The following is a 21,208-nucleotide window of genomic DNA, read 5'->3' as shown; positions in this document are numbered from 1 at the left end:
AGGCACATAGGATCGCTTCGACCCCAAGTTCCTTGCCGCGTTCCTGAGAACAGGCATTGAGCCATCTCGACCATGTCCACGTCTTCATATCGGGGGAAGATATTCGCCATCGACGGGAGGTTCACCATGACTCAGCTGGGCAAGTTTGAAAGGTACTTGATCGAAGAGTTCTACGATGATTACCGGTCAGGAGACATGTCCCACGGGACGTTCACCAGGCGCGTGGCGTTCATCATGGGGAGCATGACCGCTGCTGCGGCGGCTATGACCTTGGTGGGCTGCACGGCGGACGAGGTGCCCAAGAATGGGGACCCAATGCCGACGCCCACGGCGTCAGCAAGTTCCGGAAACACCACCGCAGTGCCCAACGCCAAGAGTCCGCTGACAGTGCCGGAAGGGACGGCGGGCCTGGCAACAGCCACGGTGAAGTTCGATTCCGGAGGGACTGAAATCAGTGCGTACCTGGCCAGGCCCGAGAACGCTAAGCCGGGTCCGGCCGTCCTGATCTGTCACGAAAACCGCGGCCTTACGCCACACATTCAGGACGTCGCCCGGCGCTTCGCCAAGGAAGGCTACGCAGCTCTGGCGCTGGACCTCCTGAGCAGGGAGGGCGGCACGGCATCGATGGATCCGGACGCGGTCCCGGGCGCACTCACCAAGGCAGGTGCCCAGCGGCACGTGGGGGACTTCCAAGCAGCATTTGAGTATCTGAACGGCCAGAACTTCGTGGAAAAAGGCCGAATTGCCATGGTCGGCTTCTGTTTTGGCGGTGGCATCACCTGGCAGGCGGCCACGGAGATCCCTGGACTCAAGGCAACGTCAGCGTTTTACGGCCCGGCCCCCGACCTTGCGAAGGTCCAGACCATCAAACCCGCCGTTTTCGGTGTCTACGCTGAAAAAGACGCGCGGATCACCGGTTCCATGCCGCAGTTGAAGGAAGCCTTGGACGCGACGCGGGTCAAGCACCAACTCAAGGTGTACCCGGGCGTGGACCATGCATTCCACAACGACACAAGCGACCGTTACAACGAGGCTCAGGCTACGGCCGCCTGGAACGACACGTTGGCTTGGTTCAGGGACAACGTCTGAGGTCAATCCGGCAGGATGCGGGCCTTGCTGGCCAGCTCGGCCTCCAACGTCTCGATACTGGGCAGGCTGGCAACAAATTCGTCGGGCAAGGACTCGGCAAGGGAGGTCCTCCACTCCGCAATCCCCACCGGAGCGTTGAAGCCACGAAGGGCGTACTCGGCCACCACGCTGTTCTTCTCCTTGCACAGCAGCAGGCCGATGGTTGGTTTGTCGTCCGGGTGAGCCATGAGATCGTCAACGGCCGCCATGTACATGCCCAACTGGCCCAGGAACCCGGGCTCGAACTTCACTGCTTTTAGCTCAATGACCATGTAGCAGCGCAATTTCAAATGGTAGAAGAGCAGGTCCGCGAAGAACTCGTCGCCGGCGATCTCCAATCGCACCTGTTCACCAACAAACGCGAAGCCTTGACCCAGCTCCAACAGAAATTTCTCCACGTGTTGCACCAGTTGAAGCTCGAGTTCCCGCTCGCTCCGGCGGTCAGTCATGGCAAGGAAATCAAAGACATACGGATCCTTGGTGGCCTGCTGGGCGAGGTCTGAATCGGCAGGAATCATGGTGGTTTTGAAATTGGTGATCGCCTGCCCGGAACGCTCGTGCAAGCGGGTCTCGATCTGGTGCGTCAAGACGTTGCGCGACCATCCATGCTGGGCGGCTGCCGCTGCGTACCAGAGGCGGGTGGCGGCGTCGTCGAGCTTTTCCAACAGCGCGATCTGGTGGTACCACGGCAATGTTGCAAGCGGCGCTTGCAACATTGGAAAATCAGGCCAGGCCTGGGCAAAGCTCTTCATATACCGCAGGTTCCTGGGGGAGAAGCCCTTCGCTTCAGGGAAACGGCTCCGGATGTCGGCGGATAGACGAGTGACCACTTTGGCGCCCCAACCCTCTTGCGATTCGCGCTCGGCCAGTTGCCGGCCAATGCTCCAGTAGGAGTTGAGCAGCTCGCTGTTCGCTGCCGCAAGAGCGAGGGTGCGGCCTGTGCGGACCTGTTGCGCCACAGTGTTGAGCAGGGCGGGGTACCAGTCGGGCATCGATGTCGCAGCGGGGACTCCTGGGACGGACGCTGTGGCCTCGGTAGCGAGCTCTTGCGAAGGCATAATCTCTCCTGTCGATTGCTGTTGCCATCACGCTAGGTGAAGGCACTGACAGAATGGACGCGTGAGTGAAGCTGGTGAATTTGTGGACTTCACGCTGCAGCGTGAATCGTCGTGGGAGAAGGCCATGGAAGCCCGGCAGCGCCTGGGCGGCATGAAGGTCTACGGCGCATCGGTTGGCGCAGTGCGAGGAACAGTCCGGGATGCCCTCAAGCGGCACAAGAACCTTGACCATGACGACATCACAGCCCTGAGCTCGGAACTGTGGGGTGAAGCGGTCTTTGAACGGAGGCTAGCTGCAGTTGTGTTGCTGCAAACCAAGGTTGGGATCCTGATCAACACGGACCTTACCCGCATTGAGGGTTTCATCAGGCAGGCCGGCACGGAGGAACTGGCCGATCCTTTGGCGGTGGATGTGGTCAAGCCCCTGCTCGCCGGGCTTGAGGGACAGGCAAAGGAACGCGCTGAACGTGTTTTGGAACGCTGGTCGCGTGACACGGATCCGTGGCTACGCCGTGCCGCGCAACTCGCCACGGACAACTCGACCCCTTGATAAGGCCCAGCCACCGGCCTACCGTTTTCATCAACACATGCCAGGCGCCAATTCCGTGAATTGAGAGGCAGGTTGTTCGATGAAATCGCTGTGGTTGGACAGGGAATCCAGCTTCACGTCCGATGCAATCCCCGATGAAAAGCACTTTGACACGATTGTGGTGGGAGCAGGGCTCACCGGAATGGTGACGGCCCTGCTGTTATCCAGATCAGGTCAGCGTGTGGCAGTTTTGGAAGCACGGACCCTCGGCGCCGTTACCACCGGCAACACCACGGGGAAACTAAGCCTCCTGCAAGGAGGGGCACTCTCGGCGCTGCGTGGCCAGTACTCGCTGAAAGTGGTGCAAGCCTATGTGGAGGCGAATCGCACTGGTCAGGCTTGGCTGATGCGGTATATGGAAGAGCAGGGCATCCCGTTTCAGCGCCGGACGGCAGTCACGTTCGCAACTAGCGACGACGGCGGCCAGCGCCTGCGCAAGGAGGCTGCCGTTTCTCGGGACGCCGGCTTGGACGTGCATTTCAGCCGTGACCCCGGGCTGCCATTCCCGGTGGTTGAGGCACTGGAACTTGATGACCAGGCGCAGATCCATCCGATGGAAGTCCTGGAGACGCTCGCCAGGGATATCCGGGAGCACGGCGGAATAATTGTTGAGGATGTCCAGGTGCAGGATGTGGGTTCGGACCTGCCTGTGGCAGTATCCACCCGAAAGGGCGCCTTCACTGCGAATACGGTGGTCATAGCCACCGGCACGCCGATCCTGAACCGCGGGCTCTACTTCGCCAAACTGGAACCGAACCGCTCGTACGCTGCGGCTCTTCGGCTTCCAGACGCAACCCCGCCTCCAAGCGGAATGTACTTGAGCATTGATCCACCCACACGTTCCCAACGCACTCACCCAACGCCGGAGGGTGAGTTGTTGCTGGTAGGCGGATATGGGCATACCGGCGGCCGGGCAGTGTCCCCCAAGGCCCACTTGGATGACCTTCTCTCCTGGGCAAACCAACACTATCCGGGCGCGGAAGTCACCCATACGTGGTCTGCGCAGGACTACCGGCCAACCAACCTTATTCCCTTTTTTGGAAAGATGCCCAGGGGACACGGCCGGATCTTCTTCGGCACCGGCTACAACAAGTGGGGTATGAGCAACGGCGTTGCAGCTGCGTTATCGATTACTGCGGACATCCTGGGCGGCCAGTCTGATTGGGCCAGCGTCATACACCACCGGGTTACGTCGCCCCAGGGTGCTTTGGAAGCCGTTCGCCTCAATGCCGGCGTCGCCAAGCGTATGGTCGAAGACAAAGCCAAGGTCAGGAGCAATCCGGAGATCACGGACCAGACCCGTCCCCCGGAGGGGAGCGGCGTCGTCGGACTTTACAAGGGTGAGCCAGCCGCTGTGTCCACTGTTGATGGCAACGTCTGCATGGTGTCTGCCAGCTGCGCCCACTTGGGAGGCTTGCTGAGCTGGAACGACGCCGAGAAATCGTGGGATTGCCCTTTGCACGGCTCAAGGTTCGCTCCCGACGGCACGTACTTGGAAGGTCCTGCAACGCATAACCTGCAGAAGTCGCCACTCAAGAAGAAGGACAGTCAAGGAGCAGACTAAGCAAGCCGTTCGACGCGCCGCCGGGCCTGGTCCGCGGCGCGTCGTTGCTGTGTGGCGGCCCGGACGGCCAGCTTTTTCTGCGATTCAGCGGCTTCCGCGTCCCGGGTGATGCCGATCAGCTGAGCTTCGAGGGAAGCCAAACGCTTCTTGGCGTCGGCGATCTCCGCCTCGACGTCCGAGCGCCTGCCCGCGAATTCCTTGACAGCATCCCACGCCTTCGATGCAGCGTTTTCGGCCTCCCGGGCCTCCTGATCGGCTGCCTCAAACTCCTTGCGGGCCTCTTCCAAAGCGGCCTGGCGCTTGTGGGCCCTGCGTTCGGCCAGGGATGTTGCGGCCTCGGCAGGTGCTTTATCTTTCTGCTGCGGCTCTTGTTTCTTCTTGCTCTGCCGTGCTGGCCTGTCGTGCTGCGGTGCCGGCCTGGTTCCAGCGGGTGGCTTCAGTTCTGGCGGCTCTCCCGCCCCCAATATCTCATCGGGATTTGTTGCAGCGACGGCATCCGTCAGGTCCACGGACTCAAAGCCGCTCCCGCTTAGTCCGCGGACCAGCCGGCCTGTCGCCACCGCGGCTGAGGCGCCGGTGTCTGCCATTGCCGCGCGGAGAGTCTGCTCGACGTCGGCAACGCCGGCTGCGCTCAGCGGAGCTCCGAGCCGGGCCGCCAGGTCCTTGGCTGCGTGCACGGCCGAGGCCAGCTGGCCTTGCCGCTGCTGGCCAAGTCCACGGAAGGCCTCAGCGTCCCCCTCTTCTTGGGCAGTGCGCAGGGAAGCGCCAAAACGAACGACGCCGTCAATCACCTCGGGTTGGTGAACGGCCAGCATGTTGATGGCCCAGGCGCCGGCTGCGGGCTTGGGCAGGCTGCCGATTTCCTTCGCGAGTTCCTTGTGCCCTGCCTCCTTGGCTTTTCGCGCCAAGGCTGTCCGCTCGGACGTGAATTCACGCGGCAGCACGGCGTACAACTGTTGGGCGGCATCGCGGAGATCCATGGATTCATCCTAGGGGCGCTGTTGCCGACCTTGCCGCTTATCCTTGGGTACTGGTCCATCACACCCAAGGGCTTAGGGTAGCCTAAGTCACGTGGACCAGATCATGAGCTTGCCCTTTGGCGTCGCGCTTGCGGCGCTCTTCGCGATTGTCATGATCCGCGTCAATGTCACGTACTGGCTGGGCCGGGGAGCTGTTACCGGCTTCGCCCACACCCGCTTCGGCGATTCGCTCCAGCGGCCCAAAGCAGCTCAGGCCCAAGCCCTCATTCAGCGTTGGGGGCCGTACGCCGTCGTGCTCTCCTTCCTGACCGTCGGCCTGCAGACCGCGGTCAATCTGGCAGCCGGGGCAGCGCGGATGCCGTTGCGTCGTTACCTCCCCGCGGCAACCGTGGGCTCTGCTATCTGGGCGTTGCTGTATGCGACGATCGGCCTTGCCGCGCTTGAGGCGTGGCTGGCGGTAGCCGCGGCGTCGCCGGCTGGGGCCGGGCTGGCGGTGACGGTTGTGATCGCCGTGACGGTGTGGGTGACGGTGGCCCGGCGGCGTCGGGCGGCAGCCAAATCAGCGGATACAGTGGTCTGAGTTCTACTGCTGGATCGGCGAAAGGCTCGGGTTGACAACTTCACTACCGGAACTGGCGGAGGGCAACTTCTACTACGAATCGTTGGGTGAGGGTCGCTACCGCTCCACGATTCATGCCCAAGGTGCCTGGAATCCGCACGAACAACATATGGCTCCTGCCTCGGGCATCCTCGCTGATGCCCTGCTGAGGCATGAGCCCCGCGATGACGTCCGCATGGCGCGTATCAGCTACGAGATCCTAGGGCTGATCCCCGGAGGCGAGCTCCAGGTGACCACCTCAACTTTGAGGCCTGGACGGACCATCGAACTCATCCAGGCTGAGCTTTCCGCGGGTGGTCGCGTGGCCATCCGTGCCGCAGCGTGGCGCATGATCACCAGCGATACCAGCGCCGTGGCGGCGTCCGAAGACGAGGCCATGCCGGCCCCGGACGAATGCAAGCTGTGGGATGGTGCCAGTGTATGGCCCGGCGGCTACATCCGGTCCCTGGAAATGCGCATCGCCGAAGGCCACCGGCCGGGCTCGGGCAGGGTGTGGATCCGGACCATGCATCCTCTGACGGACAAGGAAGACAGCAGCGATCTTGCCCGCCTCATGGGCTTGGTCGACACCGCCAATGGCATCGCGGCACGGGTTCCGCCGGGGGAGAACAGCTACATCTTCCCCAATGTGGATCTGCAGATCCACATGTACCGTGCGCCGTCCGGAGAATGGCTCGGGCTGGATAACAAAGTTTCCTTCGGAGCCGACGGCATCGGCCTCACGTCCAGCGTGCTCCATGACATCAACGGACCGTTCGGCAGGGCCGAGCAGATCCTGACGCTGAGGAAGAGCTGATGAGCGAAGCACGGCTGGAACGCGACCGTGGCGCTTCCGCCCGCCATAACCTCACGGTCTATCGCCAGGAGGATTCCCTCGGTGCCGCAGGGGATCTTGATTTTGCGTTGGAGCTGCTGAAGCGGGCCCGTAGCGGGCAACTGGGCCCTACCCTTCGCTTGTACCGCCCGCAGCCAACAGTTGCGTTTGGCCAGCGCGATGCGAACCTCCCTGGCTTCAGCGCGGCCGAGGATGCTTGCCGGGAGCTCGGGTTCGAGCCCCTCGTGCGGAAAGCAGGCGGACGTGCGGCTGCGTATCACCAGGGCACGCTGGTGATCGACCACATAGAGCCGCACCCTGACGCTATTGTCCGTGCGAAAGCCCGCTTCGCGGAGTTCGGTGAGCTGTTGGCAGGTGCGCTCCGCAACGTCGGCGTCCATGCCGCCGTCGGGGAGATCCCGGGGGAGTATTGCCCCGGGGAGTTCAGCGTGCATGGGGAGGATGCGGAGTTTCCCGCCCATCGCATCAAGCTGATAGGGACTGCCCAGCGGGTTGTTTCCGGGGGGTGGCTGTTCAGCTCCGTGATTGTGGTGGAGAACTCCGGTCCTATCCGTGACGTCCTGACGGCGAGCTATGCGGCGTTGGGCCTCGAGTGGGATCCTGCCACCGCCGGTGCTGCAAATGACCTGCTGCCCCATCTGGACGTCAAGACTGTGGAGGACGCCGTGGTTGACGCTTACCGCGGCTACGCAGACGTGGTGGACGGCGACTTCCGGAGTCTCTTGGCGTAAGGGGGCCTTTGGTCCACCGTTGTTGAGCGTGCTGGGAGCCGGGTTTACGCTGAGGGGATCAGGAGCACAACCACACGAAACCTGGTGGAATGATGGGCCGGAAGAAGCACCCAGTTCAGGATACCGACGTAGACCTGAGCGTCAGCGAGCCCAAGCGGTCGGCCGCCGGTTTGCCCAGCCTCAGCGAAACCCTGCCCCATGCAATGGCCCACATGGGCCCTTCCCGCGCATGGAAGACGCTCACAGCCGTCAATCAAAAAGACGGTTTTGACTGCATGAGCTGTGCTTGGCCCGATCCGCCGGAACGCAAGGCTGCTGAATTCTGCGAAAACGGTGCCAAGGCCATCGGGTGGGAAGCCGAGCCCCTGAGGATCCCCACGGAGTTCTGGGCGGGGAACCCGCTGGCTTCGCTGGAATCCCGTTCCGAGTACTGGCTGGGGCAACAGGGCAGGTTGGTGGAGCCTGTATATAAGGCCGCAGGGGCGGACCACTATGCGCCCATCAGCTGGGAAGAGGCCTTCGGCATTATTGCGAACGAATTGAACACGCTTGATGATCCGAGTGAGGCCACGTTTTACACCAGTGGACGGACCAGCAACGAAGCAGCGTTCCTGTACCAACTTTTCGTCAGGGCTTTTGGGACCAACAACCTTCCCGATTGTTCCAACATGTGCCATGAGTCCACGGGCGTAGCAATGGGCGAAACCATCGGGGTGGGCAAATCGGCCATCACGTATACGGACTTCGCGAAATCGGATCTGATCATCATCATGGGGCAGAACCCGGGAACCTGCCATCCGCGGATGCTGACGGCGTTGGAGGAGGCCAAGCTCGCGGGTGCGTCCATTGTCGCTGTTAATCCGCTGCCTGAGGCCGGGCTTATTAACTTCCGGAACCCGCAGCGCGTTCGCGGCATCGTTGGTAAGGGAACCGACTTGGCGGACCAATTCCTGCAGATCCGGCTCGCCGGGGACATGGCACTGCTGCAGGCCCTTTCCAAGCGCGTCCTGGATGCCGAACGGGCGGCACCCGGTTCTGTCCTGGACCGCACATTCATTGATGAGCACTGCCAGGGGTTCGTTGGATTCGCCGCGCACCTGGCAACCTTGCAGGAGCGGGACGTTCTTGCCGCCACCGGCCTGCGCAGCACAGAAATCGATGAACTTGCTGACAGGTACATCCACGCGGACAAAGTCATCATCACGTGGGCCATGGGACTGACCCAGCACAAGAAGGCGGTTTCCACCATCAAGGAGATCATTAATCTCCTTCTGCTCCGCGGCAACATTGGAAAACCGGGGGCTGGACCCTCTCCAATCCGTGGACACAGCAATGTTCAGGGTGACCGCACCATGGGCATTTGGGAGAAAATGCCACCACGGTTCCTTGACGCCTTGCAGGATGAGTTTGGCTTTGACCCGCCACGAAAGGCCGGGGTTGATTCGGTGGACAGTATCCGTGGAATGCGGGACGGCAGGATCAAGGTGCTCATCGCGCTGGGCGGCAACCTGGTTCATGCGATTTCGGACACCTCGGTCGCCGAGCAGGCTGTTCGGAAGACCCGGCTCTCAGTTCAGATCTCCACCAAGCTGAACCGCTCACACGTGGTGGTTGGAGAGCAGGCATTGATCCTTCCTACTCTTGGCCGCACCGAAATCGACAGGCAGGACGGGATTGAGCAGTTTGTCACTGTAGAGGACACCGTATGTGCAGTGCACCGCTCCGCCGGGACGCTGGAGCCTATCGCTACGGATGTCCTCTCCGAGGTGGCGATCGTCAGCCGGCTGGCTGAGGCGGTTCTTGACCACAAAGTTCCGGTGGACTGGCCGGGCCTCAGGCGTAACTACGACACCATCCGTGACCACATCTCCCATGTGGTGCTTGGATTTGATGACTTCAATGCCCGCATCCGAGAGCGCGACGGCTTCGTCCTTCCGCACGGCCCCAGGGACTCGCGTACCTTCCCTACCCCCACAGGTAAAGCCGTGTTTTCGGTGAATGATCTGGAAACCATTGAAATACCGGCCGGACGACTGCTCCTTCAGACGGTGCGCTCCCATGACCAGTTCAACACGACCACTTACTCCATGAACGATCGTTACCGTGGCATCAAGAAGGGCCGCATGGTCTTGTTGGTGAATCCGGAGGACCTGGCTGGGTTGGGTTTCCAGGATGGTGCCTACGTGGATGTGCACAGCGAAGCCGACGACGGCGTCGACCGTGTGCTGCGGCAGTTGCGTTTAGTGGCGTACCCCAGTGCCAGGGGCTGCGCCACGGCCTATTACCCGGAGGCGAACGTGTTGGTCCCGTTGGATTCAACTGCGGAAGGCAGTAATACGCCGGTATCGAAGTCTGTGATTATCCGGCTGGAGCCGGCTGCCGCCCCGGTTTTCGAGGCGGCAGCGGGCCAGGGGCACAGGCCTTAGTGGCCGCGTGCGATCCACTCATCCAGATGTGGCAACTCTGCGCCGATCGTGGTGGAGTCTCCGTGACCTGTGAGAACTACCGTTTCCGGAGGCAGTGACAGGATCCGCGTACGGATGGAATCGATAATGGTGGGGAAATCGCTGTAGGAGCGTCCCGTAGCGCCGGGGCCGCCTTGGAAGAGTGTGTCTCCGCTGAAGAGTGTCCCCTCCGTAGGCAGGTAGAAGCACACCGAGCCGGGCGAGTGCCCCGGAGTGTGGATCGCTTTCAAGGTGGCGCCGGCAACCTTGAATTCCTCGCCGTCCACGATCGAGTCGTCAGGATCCACCTCGGGGAAGACCGCGCGCCACAGCATCCAGTCGTCCTGGTGCAGGTGGATGGGTGCCTTGACGAGTTCCCAGAATGCTCCGGCCGAGCTGATGTGGTCGTCATGGCCATGGGTCAGCAGGATGGCTTTTACTGTGCGCCCGTTCACTGCCTCCAGGACGGCTGCAGGGTTGTGGGCGGGGTCGATGACGATGCATTCGGTGTCGTCGCCAATGATCCAGACGTTGTTGTCAACGTCCCACGTCCCGCCGTCCAGGGAGAATGTCCCCGAGGTTACGACGCGATCGATAGTGATGGTGGATTCAGTCACAGCTCGACCACCGATCGCAGGACGGCTCCGTGGTGCATCTTGTCGAATGCCTCTTCAACTTGGTCGATGGTAATTCGTTCGGTGACGAAAGCATCGAGGTCCAGTTTGCCCTGCTTGTAGAGGTCCACGAGCATGGGGAAATCGCGTGAGGGCAGGCAGTCCCCGTACCAGGACGACTTGAGTGATCCACCGCGTCCGAAGACATCGAGGAGAGGCAGTTCAAGGGTCATTTCCGGTGTGGGAACGCCCACCAGGACGACCGTTCCTGCGAGGTCGCGGGCGTAGAAAGCCTGCTTGTAGGTTTCGGGACGTCCGACGGCGTCAATCACCACGTCTGCCCCGAAGCCGCCGGTGAGCGCACGGATTTCTTCCACGGGATCCCCGGCTGAGGAGTCGACGGTGTGTGTGGCACCCAGGTCCTTGGCGCGCTGAAGCTTCTTGGCGTCGATGTCGACGGCGATGATGGTGGTTGCGCCTGCGAGTGCGGCTCCGGCGATTGCTGCCACGCCGACGCCGCCGCAGCCAATGACGGCAACCGAATCGCCGCGTTTGACGCCGCCAGTGTTGAGGGCAGCGCCCAAGCCTGCCATGACGCCGCAGCCGAGCAGCCCTACGGCGGCGGCATCGGCGTCGGGGTCTACTTTGGTGCACTGCCCGGCGGCGACCAGGGTCTTTTCGATGAAGGCGCCGATTCCCAGTGCAGGCGAAAGCTCGGTGCCGTCTTCGAGTGTCATCTTTTGGGTGGCGTTATGCGTGTTGAAGCAGTACTGGGCCTGGCCGCGGTTGCAGGCGCGGCAGTTGCCGCAGACGGCACGCCAGTTGAGGACGACGCGGTCGCCCGGAGTGATGTCGGTGACGTCGGGGCCGACTGCGCTGACTACGCCGGTGGCTTCGTGGCCCAGCAGGAACGGGAAGTCGTCGCTGATGCCACCGAGCTTGTAGTGGAGGTCGGTGTGGCAAACACCGCTGGTAAGGATGTCGACGAGGGCTTCGCCGGGGCCGGGTTCGGGAACCAGGATTGTTTCGAGGGTGGCGGGTGCGCCTTTGGAACGCACGACGACACCTTTGACTGCATGGACCATTAATGTTCCCTTCGGACTCGCGGAGAGCGGGCCGGCTTAAGACAGCTGGGCCCGCTACGGATTCCCATTCTGTCTATCACAGGTGGCAGACAGTGCGGGGATTGTTCCGTGCGGACCCAGCGAGGCTTCAGGCGCAGCTTAGGCGGCGAGCCGGCTTTCAACTTCCGAAGCAGAAGGGTTGGTTGCTGCGGTTCCATCCGGGAAGAGGACGGTGGGGACGGTGCGGTTGCCTCCGTTGAGCTGCTCGACGAGTTCGGCCGTGCCATCCACTTCTTCGATGTTGATCTCGGTGTAGCCGATGCCTTTGGCGTCCAGCTGCTTCTTCAGGCGGTTGCAGTAGCCGCACCAGGTGGTCGAGAACATGGTGATGGTGCCGGAGTCGGGAGTGAAATCCACAGAGCTCTCCTCAGTTTGGGTCGTTTTCACGGGTGGTTCGTTGGTATCAACCGTAACCCGCAGCCCAATAATTCCCCTGAGGCCGGGAAGCGGGGTTACGTCACATTCCGGACTGGTGTGTCCTTGAACCACGCGGCAGACTGTTCCCATGTGTGGACGTTATGTAATGGCCCGTGCCGTGGGGGATCTGCTGGCCGACTTTGATGCCGAGCTTGAAAATGAGATCGCCCTCGAAAAATCGTGGAATGTGGCTCCAACGGATGCTGTTCCGATTGTGCTGGAAAGGCTCGTGGACGATGGATTGAAACGGCAGCTGCATGTTGCGCGCTGGGGGTTGGTTCCCTCATGGGCCAAAGATCCCAAAGGCGGCGCGCGCCTCATCAATGCCCGCAGTGAAACTCTCCTGGAGAAGCCGTCCTTCCGAAAGGCCGCCGTGGCCAGGCGATGCGCTGTTCCTGCCGATGGCTATTACGAGTGGAAGAAGGGCGAAGGCAAAAGCAAGCAGCCCTATTACGTGCATCCGGCAAACGGCGAAGGGCTGGTCTTCGCCGGCCTTTATGAGTGGTGGCGGGACCAGTCGATGTCCAATGACGACCCCGCCCGTTGGCTGCTGTCCATGTCCATCATCACGGCCGATACGCCCACGTCCGAATCGGCCCGTACACGGCGCAGCGCTTCCGTCTTTGACGAGCTGACCGCTTTGCATGACCGGGTTCCCCTGCCCATGAGCCGGGACACCATGGAAGCCTGGCTGGATCCACGGCAGGACGATGCGGCCGGTTTGGTGGACATGGTGCGCTCAAGGGCGCACGATGCCGCTGCTGACTGGACGCTCGACGCCGTCGGGGCAGCGGTCGGAAATGTCCGGAACAACTCACCGGAACTCATCGAACCGGTGGAGGGCCTTTTCTAGCTAGAGCGATTCCGTGACCGGCACGCCGGCCTGGAACTCGCGCCCGTCCGCCTCGCTGAAGGCTGTCATGACGTGGCCTTTACTCAGTCCATGTATGGCCGACATCGGGAAGTTTCCCGTGATCACGTTGCCGGAGTGTTCCACGCCCTTGATGTCGTAGTTTTCCTCGGCACTGAGTGAATGGTTGAAGGAGTAAAACGAGATCGCTTCTCCGTTCATGAACTCAATGCCCAGCCTGCGCTGGGAGGAATAGTCCTCGCTTGCGGCAACAAGGCCCACGACGTAGGCGCCGGAGCCCGGTATGTTGCCTTCGATTTCGAATCGAGCAACGAGGTTGTCATCGTCGGCGGAGATGCTGACCTGCTTCAGGAGTGCGTCATTGGTACTCATGCCACAATCCTGCTCTGTGGACCCGCCCGCGTCCACCCCTTTGCCCTCATCCCTCCAAGAGGCGGCGAACGTTGGCCGCAACGGTGGATCGGTCCATGTCCTGTCCGCGGCGGGCAGTCAGGAGGTGCATGGCCAACCCGTCACCGTAGTCCGATACCGCTTCAGCGCGGGCCCTTGCGTCAGTCATTCCCATGGAACCCAGCATCTGTTCAAGGGCTGAAAGCATTCTTTGGTGCCCGGCGGCCACAACGTCGGGCTGGTCCAAGGCAAAGGCGAATCGTGCCCTGGTCAGTTCAGCGTGGTTTTTTGCCAGCGCGAGCAGTGCCCCGGCGAGCTGTTCCGCCAGGACGGCTACCGACGTCGGGATTTCGGATCCGCCCTGCTGCTGCAGCAGGAGCGAATCGCGTTCTTCAACGCGGTCGACGGCGGCAGCTACCAAAGCGGCACGGTTGCGGAAGTAATTGGAAGTAGTTCCGACGGCGACGCCCGCTTCGGCGTCAACGGCCCGATGGGTGAGTCCCTTGAGGCCTTTGGCAGCCACCACGGCGAGGGCCGCGTCGGCAAGGCTGGTTCGTCTGTCCGGCATGGCGAAAGTCTAGCCTTTAACCTCCCAATTACTACAAATGTAGTAGTAGAGTGGCGGCATGAAAAAGGTGGATATCGTCGGTGGGGGCATAGCGGGCCTCGCCCTTGCAGGAACCCTTGATCCCAGCCAGTTCCACGTCACTGTGCACGAACAGCGGGCTGACCTCCCAGCGGTGGGAACAACCCTGGCCATGTGGCCCGAGGCCCAGGAAGCCCTGGCTTCGTTGGGCATCCTTGGCGCCATCCGGGAAAACAGCCCCCTCATCAAAGGCGGTGCACTCAGGAGCTCCGCAGGCACTCCGTGGATAAGCGTGGAGGGGCAGAACCTTGTGGGGGTCGCCAGGCATACGCTCCTGCGGTTCCTCGACTCCGCCGTGCCCCCGACGGTCCAGAGGCGAAACGGAAAGGTGGACGCGGTTCCAGGCGACTCCTACCTGGCAGTAGCGGCGGATGGGGTGCACAGCATGGTGCGGCGCTCCGTGTGGGGCCAGGGGTGTGCCGCCAAGCTGACCCCTTACCTCGCCGTTCGGGGCGTCATTCCAGAAGACCCGGGCAGCGAAAGCATAGGTGAGTACTGGGGGCGCGGGGATCTCTTTGGCATCGGCCCATCAAGCGGCGGAACCAACTGGTACGCGTCCTTCCGCAGCGGCATGGGACCTGAAGGAATCGACGTCGGCGACGCCCTTGATTTGGCACGACGCCGCTACTCCAAGCACGCGACGGGCATCCAGCATGTCCTGAATACGGCGACGCCCGAAACGTCATTGGCACAACGCATTTGGACCACCCCGCCGCTATGGCGCTATTCGCGGGGCAATGTTGTCCTCATCGGAGACGCGGCCCACGCCATGGCGCCCAACCTTGGGCGGGGCGCCTGCGAATCGCTGATAGACGCCGTCACCCTGGGAAAGCTGGTCAATACCATGCCCCTGGACCAGGCCCTCACTGCCTACAACCGTCAACGTGTGCTTCGGACCCAGCAATTCCGCCTCGGGTCATCCCTGATGATGCGCGTCGCGCTCGCAGAGAGTGCCCAACCCCTGCGTGACAAGTTGCTCGAACTTACTGCCAGGCGGAAGTCCAAGGCGTCCCCAGGGAGCAAAACTTCCCAGTAGGTTTTGTCGGGGGAGCGACGTAAACTGGATATATTCGAACATACATTCGAATAGCGATTTTGCTGATCCAGGGCGATGCCCCCAGGCAAGGAGTGTGGATATGGGGCTTTTCAGTGAGTCCGTGGACGTCATCTGCACGGAAACGGGAAGGCCACAAGCAATCCAGTGGAAAGGAATCCACTACGTCGTCACCAACGAACCCATCCGGTGGTACGAGCGGCGCCAATGGTGGGTGGAAGAAAGCAGGGCCCCTCTAGGAAGCGGCGCAGGCTTGGTAGACCACGAAATCTGGCGGGTCCAACTCCAGCGCCCACAGGATGAAGGGCAATCCGGCAAGGCCATAACCCTTGACCTCGTCCGGCATCTCGCCAGCGGCCGCTGGCGGCTCCTTCGCATCCACGACGCCGCACCGGCCCGGGCAGTCGAACCAGACGAAGCCGCCTGAACCTTGAACTTCACACACCTGCACGTCTCCACAGCCTTCAGCGCCCATTACGGCGTTTCCTGGCCAGACGAACTTGCCCAGTCCGCAGCAGCAGACGGCGCAACAGCTCTCGCCTGTACAGACAGGGACGGCTTGTACGGCATCATCAAACACCTCAAAGCATGCATGGACGCCGGCATCGACCCCATCATCGGAGTGGACCTCGCCATCTTCGACGACGACGGCGACCACCGCACCCAAGTTGCGGGCCGCGTCGTCGTACTCGCCCACGGCAACAACAACGGCGCCGGCTACCGCGCCCTCTGCCGCCTCGTCTCCGACGCCCATGCCCGCACCTCCGGCAAGGCCGGGGGAGTGGTGCCCGTCGCCGTAACAAGGGCAGAACTCGCATCGAGGACACTGGACCCAAAAACCCTCAAACCCGTGCTTACCGTCCTCATAGGACCAGACTCCGATGTGGGTCGTGCCATGGGAGGGCGGAAATATCTTCGGCCCCGGACACTCTTCAAACAATGGATTGACGCCATGCCGCCCGGGACTATCGTTGCCGAGGCCGTATCCCACCTGAGCGCCCCTGGAGAACCCCTCAGCACAGCCCACGCTGTGCGCATGCTCAAGCTCGCCCTTGAATACAACATCCCCGCCATCCTCAGCAACGCCGTTCGCTACTGCGCCCAGGATGGCGCCCCAACCGCGGACGTCCTGGACTCCGCCCGCACACTAAAATCCCTCCCCGAACTTTCCGCAGCCCCCCTGCTCCAGCCAGCAGGTCAACTACAACCAACAGGTCCACTACAACCAACAGGGCAGGGCTGGTTGAAGAACGCCCAACAAATGCTCCAACTCGGTAAAGAGATCATGGGCGCGGCAGGGCAAGGAGCAGCCGGGCTGAACAAACTGCTCTCCAACACAGAAGCGCTCGCCGATAAATGCCGCATCGATCCCATCCTGGACATGGGATGGAAGAAGCCCGTTGTCCCTGAAGCCTCCATCATTGGCATCGATCGTGACCCCATGGTGGAACTCATCCAACGGTGCGAGGCAGGAATCACCCGGCGCTTCCCAGGCATCAAAGGCGATGCGGAAGGGCAGATGCGCTCGCGGTTGGAACATGAGCTCGGAATCATCGGCAAGCTTGGTTTTGCCTCCTACTTCCTCACAGTGGCCGAAGTGTCCCGGATGATCATTGAAATGGGCGTCCGGGTGGCTGCCAGGGGCTCCGGGGCCTCGAGCTTGGTTAACTACCTGATCGACATCAGCCAAGTTGATCCGATCCGGCATGACCTCATTTTTGAACGATTCCTCTCGGGGCGCCGGTCAACCCTTCCTGATATTGACATCGACGTCGAAAGCGCCGAACGGCACAACGTCTACCGGAAGATCTTCGAGCGTTTCGGAGCGGAACGGGTGACCCTGATGAGTATGCAAAACGGTTACCGCGCCCGCGGTGCTGTCCGGGACGCCGGCATGGCTCTTGGCATGGACGAGGCTGAAATCGGCGAAATCGCCAAGCAGTTGTGGCGGTTCTCAGCCCGCAAATTCAGGGAAGCGTTGGTTGAAAAGCCTGAACTCCGTGAGTTTGCCGGGCGTGTGGAGTCTGGACGCGGAGGGCCGGGAGGCATGGAGGAAAACCAGCAGCTGGACCTGCTGGTGGATCTCACTGAAAGGTTGGATCGCCTTCCACGGCACATTTCCATGCACCCCTGCGGGGTGATCCTGGGGGACGCCACGCTCCTGGACAGAACACCGGTGCAGCCCAGCGGTTTGGGGCTACCCATGAGCCAGTTCGACAAACACGACATGGATCCCATGGGAATGCTCAAACTGGATGTCCTGGGTGTGCGGATGCAAAGTGCCATGGCGTTTGCGGTGCGGGAGGTTATCCGCCTGCACCCTTCCAAGGCAGAGGTAGTGGCGGCGGGCCGCCATCCTGTGGAGCCGGGAAGCACAGGTCCGGACTATATTGCGGAGGACGGGCGGATTGACCTCAATGCAGTGCCATTCGACGACGAGCCCACTTATGAGTTGATTCGCAGTACGCATACGTTGGGCTGTTTCCAGATTGAGTCTCCTGGCCAGCGTGAGCTGATTGGGAAGATGGCACCGCGGGAATTCAATGACCTCATTATCGATATTTCCTTGTTCCGGCCTGGGCCCATGAAGTCGGACATGGTCCGTCCGTTCCTGGAGCACCGGCATGGCTTCGCGCCTGAGGTGTACCCCCACCCGGACCTGAAGCCCGTCTTGCAGGAAACCCATGGCGTCACTGTTTTCCATGAGCAGATCCTGAAGACCTTCCACGTCATGACAGGGTGCGGTTTGGACAGGGCAGACGAGTTTCGCCGGGCCTTGGGTGACGAGATCCACGAACCGGAAGTGGAGAAGTACTTCCGCCGGGAAGCGATCAAGAGATACTCACCTGACGTCGTGGACAAAGTGTGGGGAACCCTCAAGGCCTTTGGCAGCTTTGGTTTCTGTAAAGCCCATGGAGCTGCCTTTGCAGTGCCCACCTATCAATCGGCGTGGCTGAAAACCCACCACCCTGAAGCGTTCCTGGCGGGGCTTTGGGAGCACGACCCCGGGATGTACCCCAAACGCCTGCTGGTTGCTGAGGCCCGCCGTTTGGGCATTCCCATCCTGCCCTTGGATATTAACCGCAGCCAGGCTGAATACAGGGTGGAAAGAATCCAGGAAGGCCAGGACTCCGGCAGGCTTGGCATTCGCTTGAGCCTGAACGGAATATACGGCCTCTCGGGAGCGGAGCTTAAGCGGATCGTGGCTGGGCAACCCTACGATTCCCTCGCCGACCTCAGGGCCAGGGCCAGGGTGAGCAAGCCGAATATCAAGAGGCTCGCTCAACTCGGGGCCTTCGACGCCCTGCACCGGGATGCTGGAGGAACAGCAAACCGCGCCGATTTGGTGCAGCACTTGCAGGCTCTCCAGACCAGTCCCTCCAAGAAGGCCAACGACGTCATTGAAGGGCAGTTATCCTTGCCCCTTGGTGATGTGGAGTTGCGGAATATTGCTGCTGGACTACCTGAGCCCAGCATGGTGGACAACGTGCGGGCAGAACTTGATCTCATGGCTGTGGATGTGAGCGAGCATCTCATGGAAAGCCATAGGCCATTGCTGGACAAGCTTGGTGTCACCACGGCGGATAAGCTCCTGGGTCTTCGCAACGGCACCGAGGTACTGGTGGCAGGCGTCCGGATCGCAACTCAGACACCTCCCATGCGTGGGGGGCGCCGCGTAGTGTTCATCAGCATCGACGACGGTACAGGCTGCGTGGACACAGTCTTCTTCCATGAAGCGCAGGAAGAATCGGGTCCGCTCCTGTTTGGTACCCGCCTGCTGCTGATTCGAGGAACCACGCGACGAACTGGTCCCAAGGGAATCAGCCTAAGCGCAAGCAAGGCCTGGGACCTTGGCCGCCCCGAGACCCTGCCGTACGCAGAAGTCCTGCCACCCGGCGTCGGGCTTCCTCCGGAATTCACCCACTCAGGGCCCCTTGACGGTATCTCCAGGAACCTTGCCATCACCGGCCTCGGAAGCTGATCCCGGGCGACCGGAAGCTGATTCCAGGCGACGGCGCGCTGCTTTGGCCGCCTTCGTCGAAACAGATACGATTGACGGTGGCTGGCTGTGGTCCCCGTACGCCACAAGCTATGAAGCCTTCACTATGAATAGGAGACACCCGTGTCAGATGCCCAACAGATCACCCTCATCGTCGATGGCGAAGAGACCAAGGTGACGGAAGGGACTACCGGCGCGGAACTCTTCTTTGAGCGCCGCGACGTCGTTGTTGCCCGTGTCAATGGTGTGCTGAAGGACCTTGACCAGGTCCTCACCGAGGGTGCGGACGTTGAAGGCGTCACCATCGAATCCCCTGACGGACTCAACGTTCTCCGCCACTCCACCGCACACGTCATGGCCCAGGCCGTGCAGCAGCTGCGGCCCAATGCCAAGCTTGGCATCGGCCCTTACATTACCGACGGTTTCTACTTCGACTTCGACGTCGCTGAGCCGTTCACGCCGGAAGACCTGCGCCAGCTGGAAAAGATGATGCAGAAGATCATCAACCAGAACCAGAAGTTCGTTCGCCGCGTGGTCACCGAAGACGAAGCCCGCGAAGCCATGGCTGGCGAGCCCTACAAGCTGGAGTTGTTGGGCAAGAAGAACGACGCCGCAGACGCCGGTGAAGGCGTGAACGTTGAAGTCGGTGCTGGCGACATCACTATTTACGACAATGTGGATCGCAAGAGCGGCGAAAGTGTCTGGTGCGACCTCTGCCGCGGACCGCACCTGCCCAACACCAAGATCATCTCCAACGCGTTCGCACTGACACGCTCGTCCTCCGCGTACTGGCTGGGCAACCAGAACAACCAGCAGTTGCAGCGAATCTACGGCACAGCATGGCCCACCAAGGAAGCCCTCAAGGCTTACCAGGAACGCATCGCTGAGGCAGAACGCCGCGACCACCGCAAGCTGGGTGTGGAGTTGGACCTGTTCTCGTTCCCGGACGAACTCGGCTCGGGCCTTCCTGTGTTCCACCCCAAGGGCGGCATTATCCGCAAGGCCATGGAGGACTACTCCCGCCAGCGCCACGTCGACGCCGGCTACGAGTTCGTCTACACCCCCCACATCACCAAGGGACACCTCTACGAGGTCTCGGGCCACCTTGACTGGTACAAGGACGGCATGTTCCCGGCGATGCAGGTGGATGCAGAGCTCAACGAAGACGGCACCGTGCGGAAGCCTGCGCAGGACTATTACCTGAAGCCGATGAACTGCCCCATGCACAACCTGATCTTCCGCTCACGTGGCCGGTCCTACCGCGAACTTCCGCTGCGCCTGTTCGAATTCGGTTCGGTTTACCGTTACGAGAAATCCGGCGTGGTGCACGGCCTGACCCGTGTCCGCGGCATGACACAGGACGACGCCCACATCTACTGCACCCGCGAGCAGATGAAGGACGAACTGACCACCACGCTGAACTTTGTCCTTGGCCTCCTGAAGGACTACGGGCTGGACGATTTCTACCTCGAACTCTCCACCAAGAACGAGGAAAAGTTCGTGGGTGACGACGCCGCCTGGGAGGAAGCAACCCGCACACTCGCCGAGGTTGGCGCAGCGTCCGGGCTGGACCTGGTACCGGACCCGGGTGGAGCAGCGTTCTATGGCCCGAAGATTTCCGTCCAGGCAAAGGACGCCCTCGGCAGGACCTGGCAGATGTCCACCATCCAGTTGGACTTCAACCTGCCTGAACGCTTCGAGCTGGAGTACCAGGCAGCGGATGGATCGCGCCAGCGTCCCGTCATGATCCACCGTGCCCTCTTCGGTTCGGTCGAACGATTCATGGGTGTTCTCACGGAGCACTACGCCGGCGCCTTCCCGGCGTGGCTATCTCCCGTCCAGGTGGTGGGCATCCCTGTCGCTGAGGCGTTCAACGACTACATGTTCGACGTCGTTGACCAGCTGAAGGCCGCGGGAATCCGTGCCGAGGTGGACATCTCCTCGGACCGTTTCCCGAAGAAGATCCGTACGGCCAGCAAGGACAAGATCCCGTTCGTCCTGATCGCCGGCGGTGAGGATGCAGAAGCAGGTGCTGTCTCGTTCCGCTTCCGCGATGGCAGCCAGGACAATGGCGTGCCCGTGGCAGAGGCGGTCCGCAGAATCGTGGACGCCGTCAAGAACCGCGAAAGCTGACGGAACGGACA

19 protein-coding genes are annotated in these 21,208 nt (G+C 61.6%); 12 read left to right on the top strand and 7 right to left on the bottom strand.

The window, feature by feature from the left end; translation table 11 throughout:
- Positions 1-126: 126 nt before the first annotated feature.
- Entirely contained in the window at positions 127-1,089 is a 963-nt protein-coding gene (locus LDN75_RS14905; RefSeq protein ID WP_223933069.1) for a dienelactone hydrolase family protein, read from the top strand.
- Between the two features lie 2 nt (positions 1,090-1,091).
- On the opposite strand, the gene LDN75_RS14900 is transcribed toward LDN75_RS14905, so the two are convergent.
- Positions 1,092-2,186, bottom strand: a complete 1,095-nt coding sequence (locus LDN75_RS14900; RefSeq protein ID WP_223933067.1) for a PDDEXK nuclease domain-containing protein — start codon at positions 2,184-2,186, stop codon at positions 1,092-1,094.
- Positions 2,187-2,247: 61 nt separating this feature from the next.
- Here LDN75_RS14900 and LDN75_RS14895 point away from each other — a divergent pair, with 61 nt between their 5' ends.
- Both LDN75_RS14895 and LDN75_RS14890 read left to right on the top strand, forming a co-directional pair.
- Positions 2,248-2,736 (top strand): DNA alkylation repair protein, encoded by a 489-nt coding sequence (locus tag LDN75_RS14895; protein ID WP_223933065.1) that lies wholly within the window; start codon positions 2,248-2,250, stop codon positions 2,734-2,736.
- Positions 2,737-2,815: 79 nt separating this feature from the next.
- Entirely contained in the window at positions 2,816-4,339 is a 1,524-nt protein-coding gene (locus tag LDN75_RS14890) for an FAD-dependent oxidoreductase (RefSeq protein ID WP_223933063.1), read from the top strand.
- On the opposite strand, the gene LDN75_RS14885 is transcribed toward LDN75_RS14890, so the two are convergent.
- Positions 4,336-5,319 (bottom strand): hypothetical protein, encoded by a 984-nt coding sequence (locus LDN75_RS14885; protein ID WP_223933061.1) that lies wholly within the window; start codon positions 5,317-5,319, stop codon positions 4,336-4,338. The two genes, LDN75_RS14890 and LDN75_RS14885, sit on opposite strands and share 4 nt — an antisense overlap.
- Positions 5,320-5,410: 91 nt before the next feature.
- Here LDN75_RS14885 and LDN75_RS14880 point away from each other — a divergent pair, with 91 nt between their 5' ends.
- The 4 genes from LDN75_RS14880 to LDN75_RS14865 all read left to right on the top strand — a co-directional run bounded on the left by LDN75_RS14880 (position 5,411) and on the right by LDN75_RS14865 (position 9,930).
- Complete coding sequence (locus tag LDN75_RS14880) at positions 5,411-5,899, top strand: VTT domain-containing protein (RefSeq protein ID WP_346347142.1); 489 nt, start codon at positions 5,411-5,413, stop codon at positions 5,897-5,899.
- A gap of 31 nt (positions 5,900-5,930) precedes the next feature.
- Positions 5,931-6,734, top strand: coding sequence for a thioesterase family protein (locus tag LDN75_RS14875; RefSeq protein ID WP_223933057.1), 804 nt, complete (start codon positions 5,931-5,933; stop codon positions 6,732-6,734).
- The gene (locus LDN75_RS14870; RefSeq protein ID WP_223933055.1) at positions 6,734-7,504 is read left to right on the top strand and encodes a lipoate--protein ligase family protein; all 771 of its coding nucleotides are present in this window, start codon (positions 6,734-6,736) and stop codon (positions 7,502-7,504) included. The genes LDN75_RS14875 and LDN75_RS14870 overlap by 1 nt, the downstream gene beginning before the upstream one ends.
- Positions 7,505-7,596: 92 nt before the next feature.
- On the top strand, positions 7,597-9,930 hold the full coding sequence (locus LDN75_RS14865) for an FdhF/YdeP family oxidoreductase (RefSeq protein ID WP_223937592.1): 2,334 nt from the start codon (positions 7,597-7,599) through the stop codon (positions 9,928-9,930).
- Here LDN75_RS14865 and LDN75_RS14860 read toward each other — a convergent pair.
- The 3 genes from LDN75_RS14860 to LDN75_RS14850 form a co-directional block, all read right to left on the bottom strand.
- Positions 9,927-10,565, bottom strand: coding sequence for an MBL fold metallo-hydrolase (locus LDN75_RS14860; RefSeq protein WP_223933052.1), 639 nt, complete (start codon positions 10,563-10,565; stop codon positions 9,927-9,929). The genes LDN75_RS14865 and LDN75_RS14860 overlap by 4 nt on opposite strands.
- Positions 10,562-11,647 carry an S-(hydroxymethyl)mycothiol dehydrogenase gene (locus LDN75_RS14855; RefSeq protein ID WP_223933050.1) on the bottom strand — a complete coding sequence of 362 codons (1,086 nt, stop codon included), beginning with the start codon at positions 11,645-11,647 and terminating at the stop codon, positions 10,562-10,564. Before LDN75_RS14855 ends, LDN75_RS14860 begins: the two co-directional genes overlap by 4 nt.
- A 138-nt stretch (positions 11,648-11,785) precedes the next feature.
- Positions 11,786-12,043, bottom strand: coding sequence for a mycoredoxin (locus LDN75_RS14850; protein WP_018777778.1), 258 nt, complete (start codon positions 12,041-12,043; stop codon positions 11,786-11,788).
- A 166-nt stretch (positions 12,044-12,209) separates the two neighbouring features.
- Between LDN75_RS14850 and LDN75_RS14845 the strand changes: the two genes are divergently transcribed.
- Complete coding sequence (locus tag LDN75_RS14845; protein ID WP_263422397.1) at positions 12,210-12,956, top strand: SOS response-associated peptidase; 747 nt, start codon at positions 12,210-12,212, stop codon at positions 12,954-12,956.
- Here the strand turns inward: LDN75_RS14845 and LDN75_RS14840 are convergent, their stop codons facing one another.
- Positions 12,957-13,346 (bottom strand): hypothetical protein, encoded by a 390-nt coding sequence (locus LDN75_RS14840; protein ID WP_223933046.1) that lies wholly within the window; start codon positions 13,344-13,346, stop codon positions 12,957-12,959.
- Positions 13,347-13,392: 46 nt separating this feature from the next.
- Positions 13,393-13,932: a TetR family transcriptional regulator gene (locus LDN75_RS14835; protein ID WP_223933044.1), complete on the bottom strand. Its 540-nt coding sequence runs from the start codon at positions 13,930-13,932 to the stop codon at positions 13,393-13,395.
- A gap of 58 nt (positions 13,933-13,990) precedes the next feature.
- Between LDN75_RS14835 and LDN75_RS14830 the strand changes: the two genes are divergently transcribed.
- The 4 genes from LDN75_RS14830 to thrS all read left to right on the top strand — a co-directional run bounded on the left by LDN75_RS14830 (position 13,991) and on the right by thrS (position 21,197).
- On the top strand, positions 13,991-15,046 hold the full coding sequence (locus LDN75_RS14830) for an FAD-dependent monooxygenase (RefSeq protein WP_223933043.1): 1,056 nt from the start codon (positions 13,991-13,993) through the stop codon (positions 15,044-15,046).
- A gap of 100 nt (positions 15,047-15,146) precedes the next feature.
- Positions 15,147-15,491, top strand: a complete 345-nt coding sequence (locus LDN75_RS14825; protein ID WP_223933041.1) for a DUF6504 family protein — start codon at positions 15,147-15,149, stop codon at positions 15,489-15,491.
- Positions 15,492-15,494: 3 nt separating this feature from the next.
- Positions 15,495-19,046: a DNA polymerase III subunit alpha gene (gene dnaE / locus LDN75_RS14820; RefSeq protein WP_223933039.1), complete on the top strand. Its 3,552-nt coding sequence runs from the start codon at positions 15,495-15,497 to the stop codon at positions 19,044-19,046.
- 141 nt (positions 19,047-19,187) lie between these two features.
- Positions 19,188-21,197, top strand: a complete 2,010-nt coding sequence (thrS, locus tag LDN75_RS14815; RefSeq protein WP_223933038.1) for a threonine--tRNA ligase — start codon at positions 19,188-19,190, stop codon at positions 21,195-21,197.
- Positions 21,198-21,208 lie beyond the last annotated feature (11 nt).

Origin of the sequence: Arthrobacter sp. StoSoilB5, assembly GCF_019977235.1 — a bacterium.
GTDB lineage: Bacteria > Actinomycetota > Actinomycetes > Actinomycetales > Micrococcaceae > Arthrobacter.
Note: the sequence above shows the minus strand (reverse complement) of the source record. Positions and strands in the feature narration are given on the sequence as shown.